This window comes from Jannaschia sp. S6380 (genome assembly GCF_023015695.1).
Classification (GTDB): domain Bacteria; phylum Pseudomonadota; class Alphaproteobacteria; order Rhodobacterales; family Rhodobacteraceae; genus Jannaschia.
In genome coordinates this window covers 188,075-204,862 of sequence record NZ_JALKAS010000002.1, presented here as the reverse complement: position 1 = coordinate 204,862, position 16,788 = coordinate 188,075, and the positions used below count along the sequence as shown (strand labels likewise).

Here is a 16,788-nt window from a genome sequence, read left to right as displayed (position 1 = left end):
GAAACGCGTCGGCGGGCTGGGGGGCGGGGCAGGTCATGAGGCGATAGATGCCCACCGCCCCTTAAGGCCGGGTTAAGCCGTCCAGGTCGGGTGGAACAGGCCGCCGGGCGACTGCGTGAAGATCTCCGCCCCGGTCGCCGTCACGCCCACCGAATGCTCGAACTGCGCCGAGAGCGACTTGTCGCGCGTCACCGCCGTCCAGTCGTCAGCCAGCACCTTGGTCTCGGGACGGCCCAGATTCACCATCGGTTCGATCGTGAAGAACATCCCCTCCTCCAGCACCGGACCGGTGCCCGGGCGGCCGTAATGCAGCACGTTGGGCGGGGCGTGGAACACCCGGCCCAGCCCATGCCCGCAGAAATCGCGCACCACGCCCATCCGGTGGCCCTCGGCATAGGCCTGGATCGCGTGGCCGATATCGCCGAAGGTCCGCCCCGGCGCGACCGCCTCGATCCCCTTCATCAGCGCGTCATGCGTGACCTGGATCAGGCGTTCCGCCTTGCGGGTCAGGGTGCCCGCCACGAACATGCGCGACGTGTCCCCGAACCAGCCATCGACGATCACCGTCACGTCGATGTTGAGGATGTCGCCGTTCTTGAGGATCTTGTCGCCCGGAATTCCGTGACAGACGACATGGTTCACGCTGATGCAGGAGGCGTGCGCATAGCCCTTGTAGCCGATCGTGGCCGAGGTGGCCCCCGCCGCCTCGATCCAATCGGTGATCAGCTTGTCCAGCGCCCCGGTCGTGGCGCCGGGCACGACATGCGCGGCGACCCGGTCCAGGATCTCGGCCGCCAGACGACCGGCCCCGTGCATGCCGGCGAAATCCGCGTCTTCGTGGATGCGGATGCCGTCCCGGGTCAACCTGCCGCGATGTTCGTCCAAGGTTCATTCTCCGTCGTTCGCGGGCGACATAATCCCATCGGTAGGAATTATCCACCGTCCCGCGACAGGATCGACCCCGCGCACCTGTGGCGAAGCGCCGAGGCCCGTCCTATACCCGGACCCGAGCGAGGAGGTCACCATGCCCAACCCCACCGCCGCGATGCTGGTCATCGGCGACGAGATCCTGTCCGGCCGCACCCGCGACGCGAACATGCACCACCTGGCCGGACGCCTGAGCGAGGCCGGAATCACCCTGGCCGAGGTCCGCATCGTCAGCGACGACCACGACGCCATCGTCGCAGCGGTGCGGGCGCTGTCGCGGGATTGGGACACGGTCTTCACCTCGGGCGGGATCGGGCCCACGCATGACGACATCACCGCCGACGCCATCGGCGCGGCCTTCGGCGCTGGCGTCGGCATCCGCGACGACGCGCGCGCGCTGCTGGCCGACCATTACGCCCGCACCGGGTCGGAGTTGAACGCCGCCCGCCTGCGCATGGCCCGCATCCCCGAAGGCGCCACGCTGATCGACAACCCGGTCTCGGTCGCGCCGGGCTTCACCCTCGGCAACGTCCACGTCATGGCCGGGGTCCCGGCGGTGTTCCGGGCCATGGTGGCGACGGTGCTGCCGACGCTGACAGGAGGGGCGCCGCTTTCCTCGACCTCCACCCGGATCGACCGGGGCGAGGGCGACATCGCCGGGCCGCTGGGCGATCTGGCGCAGGCCTTCCCGGACCTGTCGATCGGCAGCTATCCGTTCCAGAAGGATGGCCGGTTCGGCGCCAACATCGTGATCCGCGGCCAGGACCCCGCGCGGGTCGATGCCGCCACCGCCGAACTCGGGACGCTGTTCGCGTGACCGATCCGGCCGCCGACTTGCCCTACGCGGCCCAGGTCCTGGCGGCCATCCGCGCCACCTGGCCGCCGTCGCGGCTCGACCGGATCGGGCCGTTCGATCTGCCGGCGGAACGCATGGGCACGCGGCGCGCGACCTCGGCCCGCCTGCGCCCCGGCGCGACCCCCGACGACGAAGGCATCGCCGCGGTCGAGGCCGCGCGCCCCGGCACCGTCTTCGGTACGCTGGACGGGGCGGAGGACGGTCTGGCCGCCCTTTTGTCCGAACGAGGCTATGCGATGGGCGGCGTCTCGGACCTGATGGCCGGACCGGTCGGGGCGATCCCGGACAACGCGCCGCCCGTCAGCGGCTTCGCCCATTGGCCGCCCCTGGCGATCTGCGACGCCCTGTGGGACGCACATGGCAACGACGCCGCCCGCCGCGCCCCGGCCCATCGCGTGACCGGCCCGCGCACGGCGATCCTGCTGCGTTTCGACGACCGCGCGGCCGGCGCACTCTTCGTGGCGATCCACGACCGTCTGGCCGTCTGCCATATGGTGCTGACGCTGCCGCGCTTCCGGCGGCGGGGTGTCGGGCGGATCGGCCTGGCCCATGCCGCCCGCTGGGCGCGGGGGCACGACGCGTCCCACATCGCCTTGCCGGTCGAGGCGAACAATGCCGCCGCCGTCGCGTTGTACCGGCGCGCGGGTCTCGCCCGACGGGGCGGTTACCGCTATTGGAGTCCGACATGACCGATCTGCCCACCGCCCTGAACCTGCCGCCCGTCGATCCGCTGCCGCCCGAAACGCAGCGCTATTTCGACATCTGCGTCGAGAAGCTGGGTTTCGTGCCCAACGTCCTGCGGGCCTATGCCTTCGACATCGACAAGCTGAACGCCTTCACGGCCATGTACAACGACCTGATGCTGGCACCCTCGGGGCTCTCCAAGCTGGAGCGCGAGATGGTCGCCGTCGCCGTTTCGGCCGAGAACCGGTGCTTCTATTGCCTCGTCGCGCACGGCGCGGCCGTCCGGCAATTGTCGGGCGACCCCGCCCTGGGCGAGATGATCGCGATGAACTACCGCGTGGCCCCCATCGACGCACGCCAACGTGCCATGCTCGACTTCGCCGTGACCATTACCCGCGCCTCCGCCACGATCGAGGCGGCGGACCGCCAATCCCTGCGCGATCATGGGCTGAGCGATCGCGACATCTTCGACCTCGCCTCCGTCGCGGGGTTCTTCAACATGACGAACCGAGTGGCCTCGGCCATCGCGATGGCGCCGAACCCCGAATATCACGGGCAGGCGCGTTGATCCGGGCACTGGCGCTCTCGTTCGCGCTTGCCGGCCCGGCGGGGGCGGTCGATCTGACGATGCCGTTTCCGGCCGCGGCGACGTTCACGGAAAGCCGACCGCTGGCCGCGCATCGCATCGCGACGGGACCGTTCGTCGACACGCTTCCGGTGGTCACGGTCGAGGGCGGGCTGACCCGCCGCGTCTGGCGGCTGGACGCGCCCGAGGCGACCGTGCTGCAGATCCTCGCCCCCCTGCGCGCCCAGTTGGAGGCGGAGGACTGGCGCGCGGTCTTCACCTGCGCCGATCGGGCCTGCGGCGGGTTCGACTTCCGCTTCGGGATCGACGTGACCCCGGCACCGGCGATGTTCGTCGACTTGGCCGACTATCGTTATCTGGCAATGCGCAAGGGCGAGGCCTGGACTACCCTCGTCGTCAGCCGTTCGGGCGCGCAGGGTTTCATCCAGGTCACCCGCATCGACCCCGAAGCCGAGGCCGCCCCGGTCAAGAGCGCGTCGAACCCCGCTCCGCCGCCGATCCCGTCCACCGGGTCTGATATCGTGCGGGCGCTCGTGTCGTCCGGTCATGCGGTGCTGGCCGATCTCGATTTCGCCACCGGGTCCAGCACGCTGGGCCGGTCGGACCATGCTTCGATCGCAGCACTGGCGGCGTTCCTTCGCGACAATCCCGGCACCACGGTCGCGCTGGTCGGCCATACCGATGCCGAGGGCGGCACCCAGGGGAACATGGCCATCTCGCGCAGGCGGGCCGAAAGCGCGCGCGCGCTACTGATCGAACGTCATGGCATCGCCCCCGGCCGGGTCGAGGCGCAGGGCGTGGGCTATTTCGCCCCGATCGCCCGCAACGACACGCCGGACGGGCGACGGGCGAACCGCCGGGTGGAAGTGGTCATCACCTCGACCGAATGACGCGGGCGCCGCGCGCGCGTCCTATCACCAGCCGCCGGGGCCGCGGTCGCGAAAACTCTCGACCAGGAAATCGATGAAGGCGCGCACCTTGGGCTGCGTATAGCGGCCCGGCGGATAGACGGCGTAGATGCCTTGCGTCTCGGGCGCCATGCCGTCGATGGCGGGAACCAGACGCCCGTCCTTCATCGCCTCGGCATAGAGGAAATCAGGCAAGAACGCGATGCCCAGCCCGTTGCAGGCGGCGTTCAGCAGCGATTGCCCGTCATTCACGGTCAGCCAGCCGGCGGAGCGGACCTGACGCTTTTCGCCCGAAGGCGCGGTCAGCTTCCAGACCGATCCGTTGGCCTGGTTGGAATAATGCAGCAGCTTGTGTTCGTTCAGGTCGTCGATGCGCTGTGGACGGCCGTATTCCTCTAGGTACTGGGGGGATGCGATCATCTGCTTGTGGGTCTCGGCCAGCTTGCGCGCACGCAGGCTCGAATCCTCCAGATCGCCGATCCGTACGGCCAGGTCGAACCCTTCGGAGATGAGTTCCACGTAGCGGTTGTTCAGCACCATGTTGACGGTGATCTCGGGGTATTCGTGCAGGAACCCCCCCAGGATCGGCGACAGGTGGTTCACGCCGAAATCCGTGGCCACCGAGACACGCAGCATCCCCGAGGGGGCCGATTGCATCGACGTGACCAGGGCATCGGCCTCACCGGCGTCGTTCAGGACACGCCGGGCCCGATCGTAATAGGCCAGCCCGATCTCGGTCGGGGACACCCGGCGGGTCGTGCGGTTCAGAAGCCGCGCCCCCAGGCGCGTCTCGAGGGAGGACACATGCTTGGACACCGCCGATTTCGAGATGCCGAGCTTCTTCGCGGCATCGGTGAACCCGCCCTGGTCGACGACCGTGGCGAATGCTTCCATTTCTGACAGACGGTCCATGAAAAGGCCCTTGGGAATAATTCGACTGTCCCGAAGCTGACGACCAATTGCGGCACGACCAAGCCGCGCGCCGGTCAATCGCGGGATGGATTCGGGATTAAAGCGGGGCACGAAACGCCGAAGCCGACCGTGCAGATGAAGGTTAACGCAACGTTAACACCCTTGGCGAACAGCGATTATCCGCCGCTGGCCAGACGTCGGAACGCCGCCTTGAGGATCGAAAGTTCGGCCCGCAGCGCGCCCAGCTCGGCGCGCAGATCCTCGGGCGCCGAGAGGCCGCAGACGATCGTCAAGCTGTCCAGAACCTGTCCGTCGGCCGTGCGAATCACCACCGTGCCGGTTCCCTCGCTCAGCGCGCGGCGGCCGATCTCGCCCTCCACCTGCCAGCCGCTCTCGACAGCCACCGCCGTCAGGTCGCCCACGGTCTCGCCGTCCAGTTCCATCCGCAGGTCGGGCGGCGCGCCGTCCCCTCGGAGCAGTCCGCGATAGCGGCCGGCGGTGATCGCGATGCGGTGAAGGGTCCAGGACATCGCGGCCTCAGATATCGGCGCGCGGGCGGCGCGTCAGGGTCAGATCCTCGATCCGCACCAGGTTCATCTCGGGCTTCTCGAAGATGATGTCGATCCAGGCACCCTCCAGCCGCGCGGGGTTGATTTCGACGAAGCCCAGGTCAAATTCCGCCTTGGCCGGCCCGCCGGTGGGACCGTGAGGGCGCAGCTCGCTGACAAGCTGTTCGGTGTTGGGACCGTGGCGCACGTTCAGCCGCACGAACATCTCCGCCGGCCGCTCCATCTTCAGGCGCGCGGCGACACCGATCAGCTGCCCCGACCCAAGACCCGCGACCCCCCCGGTCGGCAGGTTGACGACCAGCGACAGGAACGATCCCTCGAAGCCCAGCGCATCCAGCGTCAGCGCAAAGGGTGCGGCCGCCGCGGCATCGCGCACCCGGTCCTGGCGCAGGGTGATCTCGGCCAGCGGGCAGTCGTGGAACAGGGTCACGCCCTCGGCCAGTTCGGTGCCGCCCCCGGCGCCGGCGAAGGTGGCCTGCGACAGCGCCCGCGCCCAGGGGGCCGGCCGCCAGGCCCAGTCGCATTGGGCCGGACGGTCCATCACTTCGGCCCCGATACGCGGCCCCAGCAGGCGCCGGTCGGCCGCCTTGGCGACCTGCCGGGCGCGCTGCGCCACCTCGCGCGCCAGGGGTGCCAGCCGCGCCAGCGTTTCGGCATCGGCGGTCTCGCCCGCGGCGGCCGCACGCTGCCAGGCGCGCAACGCGCGGCGGGAGCGCAGACTTTCGAGGAACCCCGGGGGCCGGTGCATCGCCGCGGACCCCGCTTAGAGGTCCATGTACACATGCGCCTCGCCGGCACCGCCCGGATGGGTCGGCGCCCCATCCTTGGCCGAGCCCACGAGCTGCGCGTATTTCCACAACGCACCCGAAGCATAGATCGTCGGGCGCGGTCCGGCCCAATCGGCGCGGCGGGCGTCCATCTCCGCCTCGTCGATATCGACCTCGATCGTACCCTCGACGGCATTCAACGTGATGACGTCGCCGTCCCGCACCAGGGCGATCGGGCCGCCATGCGCCGCTTCCGGCCCGACATGGCCGACGCAGAACCCGCGCGTCGCGCCCGAGAACCGCCCGTCGGTGATCAGCGCGACCTTCTTGCCCATCCCCTGACCGGAAAGGGCGGCGGTCGTCGCCAGCATCTCGCGCATGCCGGGGCCGCCGGCGGGACCCTCGTTGCGGATGACGATGACCTCGCCCTCGGCGTATTTGCGGGCCTTCACGGCCTCGAACGCGTCCTCCTCACACTCGAAGACGCGGGCCGGGCCGGTGAACACCTGGCTCTCCTCGGACATGCCCGCGACCTTCACGATGGCCCCTTCGGGCGCGAGGTTCCCCTTCAGGCCGACGACGCCGCCGGTCTTCGTGATCGGCGTCGCGACCGCGTGGATCACGCGGCCATCGGCCTCGCCCTTCACCTCGTCCAGCATCTCGCCGATGGGCTTGCCATGCGCCGTCATGCAATCCTCGTGGACCAGGCCGGCCTTCCGCAGCTCCTTCATCACGACGGGCACGCCGCCCGCCTCGTAAAGGTCCTTGGCGACGTATTGCCCGCCCGGCTTCATGTCGACGAAATAGGGCGTGTCGCGGAAGATGTCGCAGACATCCTGCAGGGTGAACGCGATCCCCGCCTCGTGTGCGATGGCCGGCAGGTGCAGGCCCGCATTGGTCGACCCGCCGGTGCAGGCCACGACCCGCGCCGCGTTCTCCAGCGACTTGCGGGTCACGATGTCACGCGCGCGGATGTTCCGGTCGATCAGGTCCATCACCGCGCGGCCCGACGCCTCGCCATATTGGCCACGGCTTTCATAGGGCGCGGGCATCCCCGATGAGTTGAAGAGCGCCAGCCCGACCGCCTCGGACACGCAGGCCATGGTGTTCGCGGTGAACTGCCCGCCGCAGGCGCCCGCCGAGGGGCAGGCCACGCGCTCCAGCACGGCCAGTTGCGCGTCCGACACGTCGCCAGCCTGATAGCGGCCGACCGCCTCGAACATGTCCTGCACGGTCAGGTCGCGCGACGCGAAATCCTCGGGCACGTCCGACCCCTCGGGCACCTTGCCCGGCAGGATGGAGCCGCCATACATGAATACGGACGGCGTGTTCAGCCGGACCATCGCCATCATCATCCCGGGCAGCGACTTGTCGCAGCCGGCGAGCCCCACAATCGCGTCGTAGCAATGCCCCCGCATCGTCAATTCGACCGTGTCGGCAATCGCGTCGCGCGACGCGAGGCTCGACCGCATCCCCTCGTGCCCCATGGCGATGCCGTCGGTGACCGTGATCGTGGTGAACTCCCGCGGGGTGCCGAACGCGGCCTTGACGCCGACCTTCACCGATTGCGCCTGCCAGTTCAGCGCGATGTTGCACGGCGCCGCCTCGTTCCAGCAGGTCGCGACGCCGACGAAGGGCTGCGCGATCTCCTCCTCGGTCAGTTCCATGGCATAGAAATACGACCGATGCGGCGCCCGCGCGGGGCCTTCGGTGACGTGGCGGCTGGGCAACTTCGACTTGTCGGTGCGGTTCCGCAGCATCTCGGCTCTTCCTTCTTCGAATGTCGCCCCCGGGGATAGACGCCGCGTCACGACGGGACAAGCGGCGGATGGGGCCCCGCGCGCGATTGCCCTGACGACAAGGCGTTGCTAGCATCCGCGAAAAAGACCCGAGGGACCGTCGCGCATGTGGACCACAGATTTCGACCGCTTCGTGGCCCCCGCCCGGGCCCGACCGGCGCTTTGGCGCGTGCTCCTCGGCTTCCTGATCGTGGCCGTGGGCTTCGCGCTGGGCTTCGCGGCCATGCTCGTGGCACTCATCGCCGCCTTCGGGCCGGACGGCGCGAACGCCTATCTCGGCACGCTGGCCACTGGGGGCGGCACGCCGACGATGGTGGTGCTGATGCTCGCGGTCTTCATCGGCCCCCTACTCGCGGTGATGGCCGTCGCGCGCCTGCTGCATGGCCGGCCGGCGGCCACGCTGTTCGGGCCGAACCTCGGGCGCGGTTTCATGACCGCCGTGGTGATCGCCGCGCTGGTCTACGCGGCCGTGACACTGCTGCTGCCGATGCCGTTCCGCCCGGTGCCCAACACGCCGCTGTCGCTGTTTCTCAGCTTCCTGCCGCTGGCGCTGGTGGGCATCGCCATCCAGACCGGCGCCGAGGAGGTGGTGTTCCGCGGCTACCTGCAACAGCAGCTCGCCGCCCGCTTTCGCCACCCGATCGTCTGGATGGGCCTGCCGGCCATCGCCTTCGGCCTGTTGCATGGCGACCCGTCCGGCGGGACGGAGGATCTGTGGCTCATGCTGCCCCCCACGCTTTTCGGACTGATCGCGGCGGACCTGACGCGTGTGACCGGCTCCATCGGGGCGGCCTGGGGGTTGCATTTCCTCAACAACTGCTCGGCGATCCTGCTGCTGTCGGTCGACGGCAACCTCTCGGGCCTGTCGCTTTACCGCACGCCCTTCGGAATTGAGGCACTGTCGCTCGCCGACCCCCTCATCTGGCAGGAGATGCTGACCACGATCATAGTCTGGGTCTGCATCCGCCTGTGGCTGGCGCGCCGTTCGACCGGCACCGGCGCGGTCGAAGACGCCTGAACTTCACGCGAACAGGAAATCGTTCGCGCCCAGATCGTCGGGGTCCAGCCGTCCGCGCGTCACCGACACCTCCAGCCGTTCGCCGCGCAGGTCGATCGTGACGCCGCCCGGTCCGGCATTGCGGATGTCCAGATCGAAATAGTCGACATCGCCGAAATTCCGCAGGTCGATCCGGTCGACATCCGCCTCCCAGTCGGTGATCGCGTCGTCGCGCCGGTCGCGGCTCAACACGAAGACATCCGCGCCGGCACCCCCCGTCAGACGATCGCTGCCACCGCCATCATGAAGGACGTCGTCGCCGGCATCGCCCTGGATGCGGTCGTTGCCGTTGCCACCGTAGAGGATGTCCGCATCGCCACCGCCATAGAGCCGGTCCGCCCCCGTGCCACCCTCCATGATATCGAGACCGGCGCGGCCGATCAGGCGATCGTTGCCGTCGCCGCCGGAAAAGGCGTCGAACCCGGCGCCGCCGTCCAGCGTGTCGTTGCCCTTGCCGCCGTCGAGATTGTCGTGACCGGCGCCGCCCACCAGGCGGTCGCGTCCCGACTGCCCCTCCAGCAGATCGTCGCCCCCGCGCCCTTTCAGCACGTCGTTGCCGCCGCGCCCCGCGATCCAGTTCTCGGCCCCGTTCCCGTTCAGCGTGTTGTTCCCGCCATTTCCGGCGCGCTCCGCGTCGCCCTTGGTGAACTGATGCACCTGGATGCCGTTGCTGTCGCGAAACCCGGTGATCTCCTTTGCCAGCACGAAGGTCTTGCCGCCCTTCTGCAAGACCTCGACATCGGTGGTCCGGCCGTAATCGGTGCCGTCGAAGCGGCTCTCGTCGACCTCGTGCAGCATGCCGTTGCCGTTCAGGTGGAACACGGCCTGCGTGGTGCCGCCGACCGCCACGAAGGTCTCGCCATCCATCTCGAAGCCTTCGAAATAGGGTCGCAGGCTGTTCCAGTGATCCTCGCCGGGGGTCAGGACCTGCAGGTCGCGCGCCTCGACCCGGCCATCCGCGGTCAACTCGAACACGCCCATCGTCAGGGTCCCGCCCGACAGAAGGAACGTCCGGCCACCGACCTTCACCTCCTCCACGAGGCCCAGGCCGCCCAGCGTGTCCAGCATCGACGGGTCGACCTCGCTTTGCCGGCCGACCTTGCCGTCCTGACGGATCTTCACCAGCTGGTGGCCGTCATAGATGACGTAGCCGTCCTTCCCGACCGAGGCCGTGCCGATGACGCGCGACGGGTATTCCTCGTCCGACAGGTCCAGCGTGTCCGTCACCTCGATCCCGCCGTCGCCGCCGATCCGCATGATCGACAGGATGCCCTCGTCGTCGTCGAAGCCGGTCACGAACTTGCGGTTGTCGGTCTGGATCGTCTGGAGGTACTGCACACCGCCCCAGGACGACGCGGGCAAGCTGTCGGCGACCGTCAGGCTGCCGTCCCGTCCGATCTCGACGCTGTGGAAGCCGTAGACATGGTCGCGGCCGTCGAAATACCGCCCCGAGGTCAGCATGTACGCGCTGCTGCCCTTGTCGATGACGGCCATCTGGTCCCAGTAATACTCGCCACCGACCAGCAGGTCCGGCGCGCTGCCCGGCCCGTCCTGCAGATATTGCGCGGCATGTTCCATCCGGCCGGCCCCGCTGACCGTCATGCGCGCGATGCCCTGCGCCGGGCCCGACCCACCCTCGGTCGTGGCGAAGACGAAGCTGCGCCCCAGCACATGCGCGACCGTCAGATCCGTGATCTCCGCCACACCCGGCAGCATGTCCGCCGCGTCGTCGAAGATGTCCGTTGCCCGAAGCCCCATGCCGAATCCCCCGCCTGGCTGCCATTCCCCGGGGTAAACCGTTACGGCGGCTTGGGACGGGGGGCGAGGGGCCAGCCGGCAGGTGTTGCCGCAACACCATGTTTCCGGGCGGAAATTCGCCTGTTTTTACCAAAGCCTATGTCGCAGTTTAATCACCGCCCGCACGTCGCTCCGTCCGCGTGGCCCGGGCGCGTCGAATTGCAATCCGCCGGTCCGCTGGCTATCTCGACGGAAGGTCTCGAAGGAACGCCCGATGAACTGGATCTCGAACTACGTCCGGCCCAAGATCAACTCGCTGTTCTCGCGCCGCGAGGTGCCCGAGAACCTGTGGTCCAAATGCGACGAGTGCGGCACGATGCTGTTCCACCGCGAGCTTCGCGACAACCTCAACGTCTGCACCAATTGCGGCCACCATATGCACATCCCGCCGCGCGAACGTCTGGAGGCGCTGTTCGATGGCGGCGTGTTCACGCAGATCAAGGTCCCCGCCCCGATCGAGGACCCGCTGAAGTTTCGCGACCAGAAACGCTATCCCGACCGCCTGAAGGCCGCGCAGAAGGCCAGCCAGGAGGCCGAGGCGATGCTGGTGGCCGAGGGCGAGATCCTGCGCACGCCGGTCGTGGTCGCGGTCCAGGATTTCGGCTTCATGGCCGGGTCGATGGGCATGTATGTGGGCAATGCCATCATCGCCGCCGCCGAACGCGCGATCAAGCTGCGCCGCCCGCTGGTCCTTTTCTCCGCCGCCGGCGGCGCCCGCATGCAGGAGGGCATCCTGAGCCTCATGCAGATGCCGCGCACCACCGTCGCCGTCGAGATGCTGAAGGAGGCGGGGCTGCCCTATATCGTCGTGCTGACGCACCCGACCACCGGCGGCGTCACCGCCTCCTACGCGATGCTGGGCGACGTCCACATTGCCGAGCCGAACGCGCTGATCTGCTTCGCCGGCCCCCGCGTCATCGAGCAGACCATCCGCGAGACCCTGCCCGAAGGGTTCCAGCGCGCGGAATACCTGCTCGATCACGGCATGCTCGACCGGGTGACGGCACGCGGCGACCTGCGCGACGAACTGGCGACGATCCTGCGGATGCTGATGGGCGAGGGGCCGGTGGTCCACGGCGACCTGCCCGCGCCTGCCGCCGACGAAGGCGCCGAACCCGCCACCGCCGAACCCGCCCCCGCGACCGCTGACCGGGGCTGACGGGCCAATGACGACGGGGTCGGATCTGGTCCTCGACCGGTTGATGCGGCTGCATCCCAAGGTCATCGACCTGGTGCTGGACCGCGTTCATCGCCTGCTCGACGCGCTTGACCATCCCGAGACGCGCCTGCCACCCGTGATCCACATCGCCGGCACCAACGGCAAGGGCTCGACGCTGGCGATGCTGCGCGCCGGGCTCGAAGGGGCGGACGACATCTGCCACGCCTACACCTCGCCGCACCTGGCGCGCTTTCACGAACGCATCCGCATCGCCGGCGATCTGATCCCCGAGACGGCGCTGGCCGACCTGCTGGCCGAGTGCGAGGCCGCCAACGAGGGCGCGCCGATCACCTATTTCGAGATCACGACCGTCGCCGCGCTGCTGGCCTTCGCGCGGACGCCCGCGGACTGGACCCTCTTGGAGGTGGGGCTGGGCGGCCGGCTCGACGCCACCAACGTGGTGAACCCGGCGCTGACGGTCATCACGCCCATCTCGATGGACCACGAGGGGTTCCTGGGCGACACGATCGAGAAGATCGCCGCCGAGAAGGCCGGCATCCTGAAACCCGGCATTCCCTGCATCGTCGGCCCACAGGACGACGCCGCGCTGGAGATCATCGAGTACCGCGCCGCCCGCCTGAATGCGCCGCTGCAAGTCCACGGCCAGCACTGGCACGTGACCGAGGAGGATGGCCACCTGCTGTTCCAGGATGAGACCGGATTGATGGACCTGCCCCTGCCCCGCCTGATCGGCGCGCACCAGGTTGCCAATGCCGGCATGGCGGTCGCCGCGCTGCGCATGCTCGACCGTGCGACGGGGGCCGAGGCGGCGATGACCGATGCCGTCTGGCCCGCGCGGATGCAGCGCCTCACGTCGGGCCCGCTGGTCGATGCGGCGCCCGCCGACATCTGGCTCGACGGTGGCCACAACCCCGCCGCGGGCGCCGCCCTGGCCGAGGCGCTGACCCGCCTGCCGCCGCGTCCGCTGCACCTGATCTGCGGCATGCTGAACACCAAGGATGCCGTGGGATACATGCGTCCGCTGGCGCCGCTGGCCGCGCATCTGCACGCCGTCTCCATCCCCGGCGAGGTCAACACCCTGACCGCCGCCCAGACCGCCGCCGCCGCCCGCACCGCCGGCATCCCCGCGTCCGAAGCGCATGATCCTACCAATGCCGTCGCCGCCATCGCGCGGACCGCGCCCGACGCACGCATCCTGATCTGCGGTTCGCTCTACCTCGCGGGCCGCATCCTGCGCGACCACGGATGATCCGCGCCGCCGCCTTCCTCGCCGCGCTGACCGCGCCGGCCGGGGCCGCCACCCACGGCTTCTGCTGGATCGGGGCGCAGGGTTACCGGATCGAGGGGTTCATCTCCTATCCCGATACCGCCACCGGCATCGTGACCGAAGCCGACGTGACCGGTTTCGGCATCACCGGCTGGCGCGACGACAGCTATCTCGGCCGCTGGTCGCTCAAGGACCTGACGCCCGACACCTCCTGGACGCTGCGTTTTGATACCGACCGGCTCGCCTTTCCGATGGGCGGCTATGTCGAGGACGGCACTTATCAGGAATGGAACGCCAACGGCTTCGCCGACGATTGCGGCGACCCGGGCTTCGGCTTCAACGGCGGCAACCGCGCGCAGGACGTCTGCGTCGACGGCGTCTTCATCGAGGAGTCGGGCATCGACCCGAACACGCCGCTGTCGATCTCGCCCGACGCGTCGAACCCCTGCGGCCCGCTGCCGATGTCGGCCCTCCCGGTGCGACGGGCGCGCATCTGACCGGTCTGCGTCTCGCGGGCGCGATGCGCGCCGGTCGGTCAGGTCATCCCTGATCGGCGCCCCAATCCGCGGCCTGCATCTCGCGCAGGCGCGACGCGGTGCGCTCGAACTCGAACACATCGCCGGGGGCCAGGTCCTCCGGCTCCGCCTCCGCAGACACGATCAGGCGCACGCGCGCCTCGTAGAGCGCGTCGATCAGCGTCACAAAACGCCGCGCCTCGTTGCCGTGCGCCCGGCTCAACTTCGGCACGTCGGTCAGGATCAGGACCCGCACCGCCCGCGCCAGCGCCAGGTAATCCGCCGCCCCCAGCGGCCGCCCGCACAGTTCCGCGAAGGACGCGCGCGCCACGCCCGAGGCGAAGTCCTCCAGCCGCAGATCGCGCCCCTTCACCCGCAGCGTCAGTCCCTCGGACCGCCCGTCCGACAGCCGCGCCCAGACGTCGTCCAGCCGTCCGCCGCCCACGAAATACGCGGGCTCTCCGCCCAAGCGGTCCTGGCGGTAATCGCGCCGCGCTGCCAGTTCGTGCACGATCATTCGCGTCTTCACCATCTCGATGAAGGGCAGGAACAGCGCCCGGTTCAGCCCGTCCTTGTACAGATCGTCCGGCACCCGGTTCGACGTGGTGACGACATGCACGCCGCCGGCGAACAGCTTTTCGAACAGGCGCCCGACGACCACCGCGTCGGTGATGTCGGTGATCTGCATCTCGTCGAAGCACAGTACCCGTATGTCCGCGATCACGCCGTCCGCGAAGGGCCCCAACGCGTCGCGCGTGCCCGCGGCGCGGGCCTGGTGCATCGCCTCGTGCGCTTCCTGCATGAAGGCGTGGAAATGGACGCGTCGTGACGGGGCGGGCGCGGCCTCGTGGAACAGGTCCATCAGCATCGACTTGCCGCGCCCCACACCGCCCCAGAGATAGCATCCCATCGGCCCCTCGGGCGTCTTGCGGCGGCCGAAGAACCCGCGCGCCGGGGGCGCGGCCAGCTTGGCCCTTATCGTCTCCAGCGGGGCCAGCGCCGCCTTCTGGGCCGGATCGGCGGTCAGATGGCCCTCCGCCACCCGGGCATCATAGATCTCTTGCAGCGTCATCCCCCGAGCCATAGCGTCGGGGCCCGAATTGCGAAAGGCATCGAGAGGATGGCAGATCGCGACCTGACCGGCTCCTGGCTCGGCCGATACGCCTATGCGGACGCCACCGGCGAGGACGACGACATCGTCCCGTTCGAGGCGCGTCTGGCCCAGGACGGCACCGATCTGACGGGCCGCGCGACCGAGCCGAACACCTTCCGCCCCGATTTCGGGCCGGAACTGGCATCGACCCTGGACGGGCGCACGGCCGGCGACGAGATCCGCTTCGTCAAGCGCTACGACGGCCTGCCGCGGAACGAGGCGCCGCACTACCGCGGCCGGATCGACGCCAAGGGCGAGCGGATCACCGGCACCTGGGGCTTTCCGTCCTATCCGGGCTTCACCGGGACCTTCACGATGATGCGCAAGCCCCGCGCGGCGGCGCGCAAGGGGTCCCGGGCCGGGGCGTCCATCGACGCGTGACCCCCACACCGTGACCCGTTCGCGTCGCAACAGGATGGCGCTTCACATAAGGGTTCGTGTCGGTCGCATCAGAAATGCTGAATTGAACCGGCGGCGGGAAAGCGGAACACTTGCCCGATGACCGATCGCGCCCCGCCCGCCGCCAGCCCCCTGCTGACGCCCGTCCTGATCTCGGGCTGCGTCGTCCTGATGATCGGCTTCGCGATCCGCGCCAGCTTCGGCGTCTTTCAGATCCCGATCGCCTCGGAGTTCGGCTGGCCCCGCGCCGAATTCTCCCTCGCCATCGCCATCCAGAACCTTGCCTGGGGCATCGGCCAACCCATCTTCGGCGCCATCGCCGACCGCTTCGGCGACCGCAAGGCCATCGTCGCGGGCGTGATCTGCTACGCCGCGGGACTGGTCCTGTCGTCGATGGCGACGACGCCGGGCGCGCATCAACTGCTCGAAATCCTGGTGGGCTTCGGCATCGCCGGCATGGGCTTCGGCGTCATCCTGGCCGTCGTCGGCCGCGCGTCCTCGGACGAGAACCGGTCGATGACGCTGGGCATCGCCACCGCCGCCGGCAGCCTGGGCCAGGTCTTCGGCGCGCCCGCCGCCGAATGGCTGCTGGGCTTCTATTCGTGGCAAGAGGTGTTCCTGATCTTCGCCGGCGTGGTGGGCCTCGCGCTCTTCGCGCTGCCGACGATGCGTGCGCCCGTCGCCTCCAGGGCGGAGCTGGAGGAGTCGATGGGCGCCATCCTCGGCCGCGCCGTCCGCGACCCGTCCTACGGCCTGATCTTCGTCGGCTTCTTCTCCTGCGGCTATCAGCTGGGCTTCATCACCGCCCATTTCCCCGCCCTCGTGACCGAGATGTGCGGCCCCATCGATCCCGGCTCCACGCTCCATTCGATGGGGATCACCACCACCTCGGCCCTGGGCGCGGTATCGATCTCGCTCATCGGCCTCGCCAACATCGCGGGCACCCTCTACGCGGGCTGGCTGGGCAAGCGGTACTCCCGCAAGTACCTGCTGGCGGGCATCTACATGGGCCGCACCGTCGTCGCCGCGCTTTTCATCGCGCTGCCGATCACGCCGCTCTCGGTCATCCTGTTCTCGGTCGCGATGGGCGCGCTCTGGCTGGCCACGGTGCCGCTGACCTCCGGGCTCGTGGCCCATATCTACGGGCTGCGCTACATGGGCACGCTCTACGGGCTGGTGTTCTTCAGCCACCAGCTGGGCAGCTTCCTCGGCGTCTGGCTGGGCGGCTCGCTCTACGATTCCACCGGCAGCTACGTCGCTGTCTGGTGGGTCGGCGTGGGCGTGGGCCTCCTGTCGGCCGTCGTCCACCTGCCCATCCGGGAGGTGCCTTTGCGGCTGCGGGCGGCCTGAAGGGGTTGCCCTTACGTCAAATCGGTTCATCCTGTCCCGGACGTCCAGACAGGAGAGAGACC

The 16,788-nt window shown here is 69.1% G+C and carries 17 protein-coding genes; 10 read left to right on the top strand and 7 right to left on the bottom strand.

The genetic code is table 11. From position 1 onward, the window contains the following. Positions 1-72: 72 nt before the first annotated feature. A complete protein-coding gene (map, locus tag MWU52_RS14035) occupies positions 73-885 on the bottom strand; it encodes a type I methionyl aminopeptidase (RefSeq protein ID WP_246953291.1) in 813 nt (270 codons plus the stop codon). 139 nt (positions 886-1,024) lie between these two features. Between map and MWU52_RS14030 the strand changes: the two genes are divergently transcribed. From MWU52_RS14030 to MWU52_RS14015, 4 genes are read left to right on the top strand one after another with little or no spacing between them, the layout of a single operon-like run. Beyond that, on the top strand, positions 1,025-1,744 hold the full coding sequence (locus MWU52_RS14030) for a molybdopterin-binding protein (RefSeq protein WP_246953289.1): 720 nt from the start codon (positions 1,025-1,027) through the stop codon (positions 1,742-1,744). Further along, on the top strand, positions 1,741-2,472 hold the full coding sequence (locus MWU52_RS18110) for a GNAT family N-acetyltransferase (protein WP_246953287.1): 732 nt from the start codon (positions 1,741-1,743) through the stop codon (positions 2,470-2,472). The genes MWU52_RS14030 and MWU52_RS18110 overlap by 4 nt, the downstream gene beginning before the upstream one ends. Then, on the top strand, positions 2,469-3,035 hold the full coding sequence (locus MWU52_RS14020; protein ID WP_246953286.1) for a peroxidase-related enzyme: 567 nt from the start codon (positions 2,469-2,471) through the stop codon (positions 3,033-3,035). The genes MWU52_RS18110 and MWU52_RS14020 overlap by 4 nt, the downstream gene beginning before the upstream one ends. Then, positions 3,032-3,943 (top strand): OmpA family protein, encoded by a 912-nt coding sequence (locus MWU52_RS14015; RefSeq protein WP_246953283.1) that lies wholly within the window; start codon positions 3,032-3,034, stop codon positions 3,941-3,943. The genes MWU52_RS14020 and MWU52_RS14015 overlap by 4 nt, the downstream gene beginning before the upstream one ends. Positions 3,944-3,967: 24 nt before the next feature. On the opposite strand, the gene MWU52_RS14010 is transcribed toward MWU52_RS14015, so the two are convergent. The 4 genes from MWU52_RS14010 to ilvD all read right to left on the bottom strand — a co-directional run bounded on the left by MWU52_RS14010 (position 3,968) and on the right by ilvD (position 7,969). After that, entirely contained in the window at positions 3,968-4,873 is a 906-nt protein-coding gene (locus MWU52_RS14010; RefSeq protein WP_246953281.1) for a LysR family transcriptional regulator, read from the bottom strand. Between the two features lie 176 nt (positions 4,874-5,049). After that, the gene (locus MWU52_RS14005) at positions 5,050-5,403 is read right to left on the bottom strand and encodes a hypothetical protein (protein WP_246953279.1); all 354 of its coding nucleotides are present in this window, start codon (positions 5,401-5,403) and stop codon (positions 5,050-5,052) included. Positions 5,404-5,410: 7 nt separating this feature from the next. After that, positions 5,411-6,190: a DUF6478 family protein gene (locus tag MWU52_RS14000; protein ID WP_246953276.1), complete on the bottom strand. Its 780-nt coding sequence runs from the start codon at positions 6,188-6,190 to the stop codon at positions 5,411-5,413. 15 nt (positions 6,191-6,205) lie between these two features. Continuing rightward, positions 6,206-7,969 (bottom strand): dihydroxy-acid dehydratase, encoded by a 1,764-nt coding sequence (gene ilvD / locus MWU52_RS13995; protein ID WP_246953274.1) that lies wholly within the window; start codon positions 7,967-7,969, stop codon positions 6,206-6,208. A 145-nt stretch (positions 7,970-8,114) separates the two neighbouring features. Between ilvD and MWU52_RS13990 the strand changes: the two genes are divergently transcribed. Continuing rightward, the gene (locus tag MWU52_RS13990) at positions 8,115-9,026 is read left to right on the top strand and encodes a type II CAAX endopeptidase family protein (RefSeq protein ID WP_246953272.1); all 912 of its coding nucleotides are present in this window, start codon (positions 8,115-8,117) and stop codon (positions 9,024-9,026) included. A gap of 3 nt (positions 9,027-9,029) precedes the next feature. Here the strand turns inward: MWU52_RS13990 and MWU52_RS13985 are convergent, their stop codons facing one another. Next, the gene (locus MWU52_RS13985) at positions 9,030-10,823 is read right to left on the bottom strand and encodes a hypothetical protein (protein ID WP_246953270.1); all 1,794 of its coding nucleotides are present in this window, start codon (positions 10,821-10,823) and stop codon (positions 9,030-9,032) included. Positions 10,824-11,076: 253 nt separating this feature from the next. Here MWU52_RS13985 and accD point away from each other — a divergent pair, with 253 nt between their 5' ends. From accD to MWU52_RS13970, 3 genes are read left to right on the top strand one after another with little or no spacing between them, the layout of a single operon-like run. Beyond that, positions 11,077-12,021: an acetyl-CoA carboxylase, carboxyltransferase subunit beta gene (gene accD / locus MWU52_RS13980; protein WP_246953269.1), complete on the top strand. Its 945-nt coding sequence runs from the start codon at positions 11,077-11,079 to the stop codon at positions 12,019-12,021. Positions 12,022-12,028: 7 nt separating this feature from the next. Further along, the gene (locus MWU52_RS13975; RefSeq protein ID WP_246953267.1) at positions 12,029-13,291 is read left to right on the top strand and encodes a folylpolyglutamate synthase/dihydrofolate synthase family protein; all 1,263 of its coding nucleotides are present in this window, start codon (positions 12,029-12,031) and stop codon (positions 13,289-13,291) included. Beyond that, positions 13,288-13,806 (top strand): hypothetical protein, encoded by a 519-nt coding sequence (locus MWU52_RS13970; protein ID WP_246953265.1) that lies wholly within the window; start codon positions 13,288-13,290, stop codon positions 13,804-13,806. The genes MWU52_RS13975 and MWU52_RS13970 overlap by 4 nt, the downstream gene beginning before the upstream one ends. Positions 13,807-13,849: 43 nt before the next feature. On the opposite strand, the gene zapE is transcribed toward MWU52_RS13970, so the two are convergent. Next, the gene (zapE, locus tag MWU52_RS13965; protein WP_246953263.1) at positions 13,850-14,896 is read right to left on the bottom strand and encodes a cell division protein ZapE; all 1,047 of its coding nucleotides are present in this window, start codon (positions 14,894-14,896) and stop codon (positions 13,850-13,852) included. Between the two features lie 48 nt (positions 14,897-14,944). On the opposite strand from zapE, the gene MWU52_RS13960 reads away from it, so the two are divergent. Together MWU52_RS13960 and MWU52_RS13955 are read left to right on the top strand one after the other, a co-directional pair. Beyond that, entirely contained in the window at positions 14,945-15,358 is a 414-nt protein-coding gene (locus tag MWU52_RS13960; protein ID WP_246953261.1) for a hypothetical protein, read from the top strand. Between the two features lie 117 nt (positions 15,359-15,475). Beyond that, on the top strand, positions 15,476-16,726 hold the full coding sequence (locus MWU52_RS13955; RefSeq protein WP_246953259.1) for an MFS transporter: 1,251 nt from the start codon (positions 15,476-15,478) through the stop codon (positions 16,724-16,726). Positions 16,727-16,788 lie beyond the last annotated feature (62 nt).

Coding starts and splice junctions, on each gene's coding strand:
- MWU52_RS14020 (WP_246953286.1), top strand. CDS start 2,469: ATGACCGATCTGCCCACCGCCCTGAACCTGCCGCCCGTCGATCCGCTG.
- zapE (WP_246953263.1), bottom strand. CDS start 14,896: ATGACGCTGCAAGAGATCTATGATGCCCGGGTGGCGGAGGGCCATCTG.
- MWU52_RS14030 (WP_246953289.1), top strand. CDS start 1,025: ATGCCCAACCCCACCGCCGCGATGCTGGTCATCGGCGACGAGATCCTG.
- MWU52_RS13970 (WP_246953265.1), top strand. CDS start 13,288: ATGATCCGCGCCGCCGCCTTCCTCGCCGCGCTGACCGCGCCGGCCGGG.
- MWU52_RS13975 (WP_246953267.1), top strand. CDS start 12,029: ATGACGACGGGGTCGGATCTGGTCCTCGACCGGTTGATGCGGCTGCAT.
- MWU52_RS13985 (WP_246953270.1), bottom strand. CDS start 10,823: ATGGGGCTTCGGGCAACGGACATCTTCGACGACGCGGCGGACATGCTG.
- MWU52_RS13955 (WP_246953259.1), top strand. CDS start 15,476: ATGACCGATCGCGCCCCGCCCGCCGCCAGCCCCCTGCTGACGCCCGTC.
- MWU52_RS14000 (WP_246953276.1), bottom strand. CDS start 6,190: ATGCACCGGCCCCCGGGGTTCCTCGAAAGTCTGCGCTCCCGCCGCGCG.
- MWU52_RS13990 (WP_246953272.1), top strand. CDS start 8,115: ATGTGGACCACAGATTTCGACCGCTTCGTGGCCCCCGCCCGGGCCCGA.
- ilvD (WP_246953274.1), bottom strand. CDS start 7,969: ATGCTGCGGAACCGCACCGACAAGTCGAAGTTGCCCAGCCGCCACGTC.
- MWU52_RS13960 (WP_246953261.1), top strand. CDS start 14,945: ATGGCAGATCGCGACCTGACCGGCTCCTGGCTCGGCCGATACGCCTAT.
- MWU52_RS14005 (WP_246953279.1), bottom strand. CDS start 5,403: ATGTCCTGGACCCTTCACCGCATCGCGATCACCGCCGGCCGCTATCGC.
- MWU52_RS14010 (WP_246953281.1), bottom strand. CDS start 4,873: ATGGACCGTCTGTCAGAAATGGAAGCATTCGCCACGGTCGTCGACCAG.
- accD (WP_246953269.1), top strand. CDS start 11,077: ATGAACTGGATCTCGAACTACGTCCGGCCCAAGATCAACTCGCTGTTC.